Origin of the sequence: Paenibacillus sp. GCM10023252 (assembly GCF_042653305.1) — a bacterium.
Classification (GTDB): Bacteria; Bacillota; Bacilli; order Paenibacillales; family Paenibacillaceae; genus Pristimantibacillus.
Genome location: NZ_JBHSHW010000003.1, coordinates 411,322 through 417,660, shown reverse-complemented (window position 1 = coordinate 417,660; position 6,339 = coordinate 411,322). Strand labels below are relative to the sequence as shown.

The 6,339-nt window shown below is 53.6% G+C and carries 8 protein-coding genes; 3 read left to right on the top strand and 5 right to left on the bottom strand.

All coding sequences use genetic code 11. The features are described from left to right. Positions 1-439: 439 nt before the first annotated feature. The 4 genes from ACFO9Q_RS04565 to ACFO9Q_RS04550 all read right to left on the bottom strand — a co-directional run bounded on the left by ACFO9Q_RS04565 (position 440) and on the right by ACFO9Q_RS04550 (position 3,808). Positions 440-619, bottom strand: a complete 180-nt coding sequence (locus ACFO9Q_RS04565; protein WP_379179146.1) for a hypothetical protein — start codon at positions 617-619, stop codon at positions 440-442. Between the two features lie 84 nt (positions 620-703). Further along, positions 704-1,291: a cupin domain-containing protein gene (locus ACFO9Q_RS04560; protein ID WP_379179180.1), complete on the bottom strand. Its 588-nt coding sequence runs from the start codon at positions 1,289-1,291 to the stop codon at positions 704-706. Between the two features lie 74 nt (positions 1,292-1,365). Continuing rightward, positions 1,366-3,297, bottom strand: coding sequence for an alginate lyase family protein (locus ACFO9Q_RS04555; protein WP_379179144.1), 1,932 nt, complete (start codon positions 3,295-3,297; stop codon positions 1,366-1,368). Between the two features lie 88 nt (positions 3,298-3,385). Continuing rightward, positions 3,386-3,808: a DUF6157 family protein gene (locus tag ACFO9Q_RS04550; RefSeq protein WP_379179142.1), complete on the bottom strand. Its 423-nt coding sequence runs from the start codon at positions 3,806-3,808 to the stop codon at positions 3,386-3,388. 204 nt (positions 3,809-4,012) lie between these two features. Here ACFO9Q_RS04550 and ACFO9Q_RS04545 point away from each other — a divergent pair, with 204 nt between their 5' ends. The 3 genes from ACFO9Q_RS04545 to ACFO9Q_RS04535 are packed head-to-tail and all read left to right on the top strand — an operon-like array spanning position 4,013 to position 5,640. Next, positions 4,013-4,768, top strand: coding sequence for an exodeoxyribonuclease III (locus ACFO9Q_RS04545; RefSeq protein WP_379179139.1), 756 nt, complete (start codon positions 4,013-4,015; stop codon positions 4,766-4,768). Between the two features lie 53 nt (positions 4,769-4,821). Continuing rightward, positions 4,822-5,280 (top strand): hypothetical protein, encoded by a 459-nt coding sequence (locus ACFO9Q_RS04540; RefSeq protein ID WP_379179137.1) that lies wholly within the window; start codon positions 4,822-4,824, stop codon positions 5,278-5,280. 6 nt (positions 5,281-5,286) lie between these two features. Beyond that, complete coding sequence (locus ACFO9Q_RS04535) at positions 5,287-5,640, top strand: hypothetical protein (RefSeq protein ID WP_379179135.1); 354 nt, start codon at positions 5,287-5,289, stop codon at positions 5,638-5,640. 16 nt (positions 5,641-5,656) lie between these two features. Here the strand turns inward: ACFO9Q_RS04535 and ACFO9Q_RS04530 are convergent, their stop codons facing one another. Further along, positions 5,657-6,328, bottom strand: coding sequence for a DUF421 domain-containing protein (locus ACFO9Q_RS04530; protein WP_379179133.1), 672 nt, complete (start codon positions 6,326-6,328; stop codon positions 5,657-5,659). Positions 6,329-6,339: the final 11 nt, after the last annotated feature.

Below are 6,339 nucleotides of genomic sequence, written 5' to 3'. Positions count from 1 at the left end.
TGCTGCATGGTAATTCGTTCAATGCGTTGATTTGTTGTATCGTTTCGATTAAACTTCATAGTAAGCGTCTCCTGATGGGTTTCTTAGGGCATCGACCCCGTACACCCCCATCATACGAGGCGCTCCTGTTTTTGTCTAAGCCGAAATATTAGCGTATACAGGAATGTTTAAGCTTCAGAATTACGCCGTAACCGGCCATATAACGGCTCATAGTTCCGTTAGCTATCGAGAGCATCTATGACTACACAAGCGACGCAAGCACGGAGACACATTACGCAAAATGAGAGGCCCATGCGCACAATGCATGGGCCTCTCACTGTCTACATTGCATGGGTCTCTCACTGTCTAGCCCGTGCACAGCTGTGCACGAGCCTCTCGCAGATTAGGCCGTCATGCGCACAATGCATGGGCCTCTCACTGTCTACATTGCATAGGTCTCTCACTGTCTAGCCCGTGCACAGCTGTGCACGAGCCTCTCGCAGATTAGGCCGTCATGCGCACAATGCATGGGCCTCTCACAGCCTAGCCCTTGCACCTGCGCATGGGCCCTCACCGAATCGACGGCCTGCATGGGAGCCGTCGCATGCGCATGCGTGCCCTCGCCTTGAGGGCCGTGCATCCGCGGCCCCTCCACGCGCTGCCAAGCACAAATAACAGCTGCCCCCGCTTATCCCGGGAGCAGCTGTTCCTTCTCCTCACACCATTACAATCTCTGAGCATTTCCCACACGCCACTGAACGCCATCTCCTCCGCGCGCAGGCGCCGGTGGACCAATAACAACAGGGCCCTTGATAGGGCTGAGCACCTGAGATAGCTGCTCTCCGTTCACGCCGTAAGACAGCTGGAAGATCTCCTTCGGTGTCTTCGACAGCACACTGGAGCCAAGCACCGTCTGTGGAGCATTGTTGTCGAAGACGGCAATGAAGTGAGTGTTGTCAGCAACGGCCAGGTCCCAATGGAACCAGCCCATCGGTATGAGTACGGTCTGCTGCGGCTTCAGACGGTATGTCATCAGCATGTTCGTGAACGGGTTCAGCACAGAGACGATCAGTTCACCGCTCACCACGTAGACCAGCTCAGCCGCATTCGGGTGCCAGTGGGGCTCCACGATATTGCCTCCGCTAAGATAGATATCGAGCAGCGCCAGATTCTGCAGAGCAGGCAGCTGCTGTACGGTCAGTGCATTGATGAAGTTCTGATTATTCTTCTTGTAAAAGGATGCCTGGCTCGTATCAAAAAATAAATTAAGCTGCGGATTCATTAATTCAGCCTGCGGATTCATCCGTTCCATAGCATTCACTATTGTATCCCTGCCCTTCACATTGCTAGTCAGAACAGGATATGCACTTGCCTATACTCCGGTGCCTACGTCTCCTTCCTGTAAGCAAACGAATAGCGGTTCTCCTGCAAGATAATGGTACACACGGCCCCGCCATCAGCGCCTTCCTCAATCTGCAGGAGCTGAAGAATTCCCTCCTCAATCTTCCCGGGAAAGGCAACAATGAGGGAAGCGTACCTTCGAAGCGAATCTCTGGATTCACAGTCCGTCATAATCATGCGGCGGGAGGGGCGCAGTTCATCTGTACGGTCAGAGATACTGCCATCCTCCCATCTCCCCTCCAGCAGAGCTCCAACGGACCATATAGCAGCATTGCCTTCCTCATTGCTCGAATAAGCCAGTTGCCTGCTGCTGTCCCACTCCCCCTCAATCGCGTTGAAATGCCAATTCAGCTGTATAGTATCTGCCTCGCTGAGACCTGATACCTCATCGAGCACAAGGACGAACTGATTCGGCACGACGATTAGATCTCTCCGATGAACGACCGGGTCGTAATTATAGTGAACAGCGGAGGATCTCATCCATTCCCCCTTATCCTCGGCGGATTCAATGATTCCGAGCTGCTGCGGACCATAGCTCCAAGTCGAGATATATTCGAAGGGGTCCTGTTCATTCACCGTTAGGACATTATGCCACGCAGCTGACTTGAACTTACGCCGTTCCTCCAGCCACCAGTAGCTGTAGCAGCCAGGATCAACTAGGAGAGGCTTGCCCCAAGCTGTTAGGTCGAAGCCTGCTGGATCAATATGGGAGTGGCCGTTGTATACTGGAGTCTTGCATGCAAAAAAAACACTCAACGCCTGATTCGTCCAGTCCGACCGCATAGACACATGATTCAACTCTCTGTCCCAGAACGTTCGCGGAAGCCAGCTCCTCTCCAATTCGACTGACGCCTGATCTTGAGAGGATAGTACGAGCTCAAGCAGCTCCGGGTATTGGAAGAGATAGGGCAGCAGCGCCCTTGTATACCGATCGGCACCCATTAAGGACTGCAATAGCTGTACCCCCCGAGTCTCCCCCAGGTACAAGGCGCCAAGAGAGATCGTAACTGCGGCCAGATCGTCCGCGCTCGAATCGCCAATCGGCACGACCTGCCCCGTTGGCCGGCACGCTTGCAGGCCATACTCCATCAGCTTACAGAATCGGTTGTGGAAGGCCTCGGATAAGGCTGCCCCGCTGCAGCTTGCTAACAAGGCTACCTTGCCCATATGGATAGAGGTAAAGTTATGATAGCTTGGACACCCTTCCAGCTGACCCCCATCCCTTGAGAATTGCGAGAGCATGCAGCGCTCAAGCTCCTTGATCGCGAACGCACCCCATTCGGCTGACTGCTCAAGCTCAGGGAAGCTGCAGGCGATCGAGAACAAGCCCCACATCTCGGTCAGATAATAGTTGTGGTCTGCCTCCGGCCACAAGAGAGGACAGACTTCACGCAGAATGCGGCCATGCTCCTCAATAGACTTAATAATGACGGGCCAAGCATTATCCAGCATGCCTGGCACGGTCGACATAATGTTCAGAACGACCGGCCATACATTGCCCATCCGTTCACCGACCTCAAGCTGCCGCCAAGGATCAACAGACGTATAGACGCGATGGGCTTGCTCCAGATCCGTTGTTAATGCGGGCGCAGGACAGCTCTCGATCCAGTCAAGCATCTCTAGCAGCACTTGGTCTAGATACTTACGTTCTTCTGTCAGCAAGTAGGCATCCGTTAGATACAGCCAGTGGTTCATCCGGTTAAGCATCCATACATAGCCATTGTTGTTCACCTTATTATCGTGCCACTCCGGAGGATTGCCGACGAGCAGCCATTGTCCGCGTGTGCCGAGCAGCACTTGCTTGCCCTGCATAGCCATGTCTGCTCGATTAATGACGCTCTGGGCATAATCCGGATAGCTTGCATGAATGAAGCTTCGAATCCTACCTAGATGTGCTTGCTTGTAACGATCTCTCATTTTGAGATAACCTCCTACCTGATTGCGGCAATGTTCCCACACTATAACCGACCAGGAGGTTTCCAGCTATTGTACTTTTTTGCCCACTCTACTTCTTCCTGCTGCTTCGCATGGCATTCACGACCTGTAGGCTCTCGTCTTGCGCGTACTGCTCGTACTCCGGTGAATCTACCGCAACCAAGGCCAGCTTGCCCTCTTCGTTGAAGTGAATGCCCCAGCCATACTTCTTCGCAAGCGTGGAAGCCCTCAGACAGGCGGTCGGCTTCTGATAGAATTCATCCCGAAGCTGAGTTCCCTTCGCGTCAAGCTCCTCTTGCGTAATACCCTTATGGCGAACATGAAGCTCGTACAGCAGCTCTTCCTGCGTGTAGCCGTAAGGGTGCGCTGAGGCCAGCTCATATTCGATGCTTGCCTTCGTCCGACCATTCTTCTTGTCCGGAGGGACAAGTCCGCACACCGCTTCGCTATCCGGCGCAACCTTAATGAAGGTATTGTAATAGTTCCAGTCCATCGCAAGTACTCCTCCTATCAAGCTCGTATACTTATAGCTGTAGTATATCTCCATTCTGCTGACAACAGCTGTCAGTCAAGCTCCCCCAGCTCTAGCCATACCTCGTTAATATTAGAGTCCCTTAACAATCTTGGCATCCCCCTCGCCTTGCCTGTATACTGTCAGGTATATTCTATCATTCATAGAGAGCAGGAAGGCATACAGATGAAGCTGGTATCATGGAATGTGAACGGCCTGAGGGCTGCAGTGAATAAGGGGTTCAATGATTACTTCCGGGAGGTGGACGCGGACATCTTCTGCGTGCAGGAGACGAAGCTTCAGGAAGGACAGATTAATCTGGAGCACAGCGAGGAGTATACGTCCTATTGGAATTACGCAGAGAAGAAGGGCTACTCGGGAACGGCAGTCTTCAGCCGAATCAAGCCCCTCTCCGTCCGCTACGGTCTGGAGGAGGACTATGAGGATGAGGGGCGGATCCTGACGCTGGAATATGAGACCTTCTATCTCGTGAACGTCTATACGCCCAATGCCCGGAGAGATCTGTCCCGGCTTCCGCTCAGACTCGCTTGGGAGGACCGCTTCCGAAGCTACATCAAGGGACTGGATGCAGTGAAGCCCGTCATTCTATGCGGGGATCTGAATGTCGCTCATCACGACATTGACCTGAAGAATCCCAAGCCGAACCGAGGCAACTCTGGCTTCACGGATGAAGAGCGGGGCAAGATGACCGAGCTGCTGGACGCTGGGTTCCTGGACACCTTCCGGCATCTGTACCCGGACCGCGGAGAAGCTTATACTTGGTGGTCCTATATGCCGAAGGTACGCGAGCGGAATATAGGCTGGCGAATCGATTACTTCCTCATCTCGGAGAGGCTGGCGCCCCAGCTCATGGATTCGACCATTGACTGTGATATTATGGGCAGCGACCATTGTCCAGTCGTACTAGAGATGAGCTTATAGACTCAACATGTTGCCATTCTTCATAAAATAAACCAGACAAGGAGCTGTCGCCTATGACCCCGTCATCTAATCGCCTCCAACGAATAACCCAATCTGCCCCAAAGTGGGTGCAAGGGCTGATGCCTCTCCTGGCCTTATTAATAAGTGTACTTGTCCTCTACTTAACATGGCACTTCTACCAAGGCTTCCTCATCTCCGCTCCGTTCAACTGGACGGACTGGATTCAGCCGGCTCTCATGACACTGGGCGCGTTCCTTGGGCTGCTGGCAGCCGTACTCCTATTCATGCAGCGCCGAGAAGGCTGGGATGTGCTGACCGCTTCGCTTAGCCTGATTCCAACCGTGCTTGCCTGGCGTCTAATCCTTGTCGTGTCCGCATGGCTGAGCAGCCTCGGCGGCGGCGGGAACGGCAGTCGTATGAGCATCTCCCTATTGGATACGCTAATTATCATTATGGCAGGGGCAGGGGGCGCATTCGCCCTGTGGACCAAATATAGAAGAAGGAGTACATAATTCACAATGACAACCAACATAGCTATTCATTTGTACCAAGACTGGCTCCGTACGGTGAGGGAGATTTTCCAAGGATCGGGTCATCCCCTGCCGGAGGATCTGACAGACGAGCAGATTGGACTAGCCTACTACTTGCAGACGGCGTCGTCCGAGGAAGAGGCGAGGGCGCTGCAGCAAGCGAATCAGGACCGGCTCCACCACCTGCAGCAGACCCTACTGGACAACTTCGAGGGCGTCGTGCTGCCTGACATTCGCTCACGCACTGATTACGAGGGAGACCAATTCTCCTTCAAGTGGGTGTATCTCCCCCAAGGAGAGCATCTGATCGAAGAGCACTCTGCATATCGCATCCCGTTATAACCGCTATAACCGCTGCTCAGGAAGGATACTTCTGCACGCTTAGCTGATGCTGGCCGTCTACCTCCGCGTAGAGGATCTGCTTCACGTCCGCATGATGCTTCGCCCGAAGCTCCTTCCTCAGCCACTCCTCGTTAATTCCGGCGGGTCTCAGCGACTTCTTCATGAGAGTCCCGTCGAGTATGACGGCATACGTCAGCCCATCCTCCTCCGGCGTTAGCTGCAGATCGTCGGGTGTGACCGGCCTCGCCTTCGCCTTGGGCAGCACCGACAGGTTCCCTCCAGACTCCAGGATCGCGAAGTTCACATCCGCCACTTGCCAATATCCCTGAACCCGCAGCATAGACAACAGCATATAGATGCTGAGGTTGTTCCGGCGCAGCTCCTCCTTGTTGATCTTCCCGCCAGCAATGACGATAGACGGGGTGTAATCCACGCGATAGAAGAATGGCCTCAGTGACAGCCTGGCGATCACAACGATACTCACTCCCATAATAATCATGCCAAGCGCTGTTTTGAAGGAATCCTTATTCACTAGAGGCTGAGCTCCGACGTTCGAGATGATGAACAGAATCGCTAAGTCGTAGGGGGTGAGCTGGGCGAACGATTTTTTGCCAATAAAGTTCGTAACGAGCCAGGTCGCTCCGATGACGATCACGCAGCGAATCAGATAGACTAGAATGTCCTGCATGCTTAGCTAAT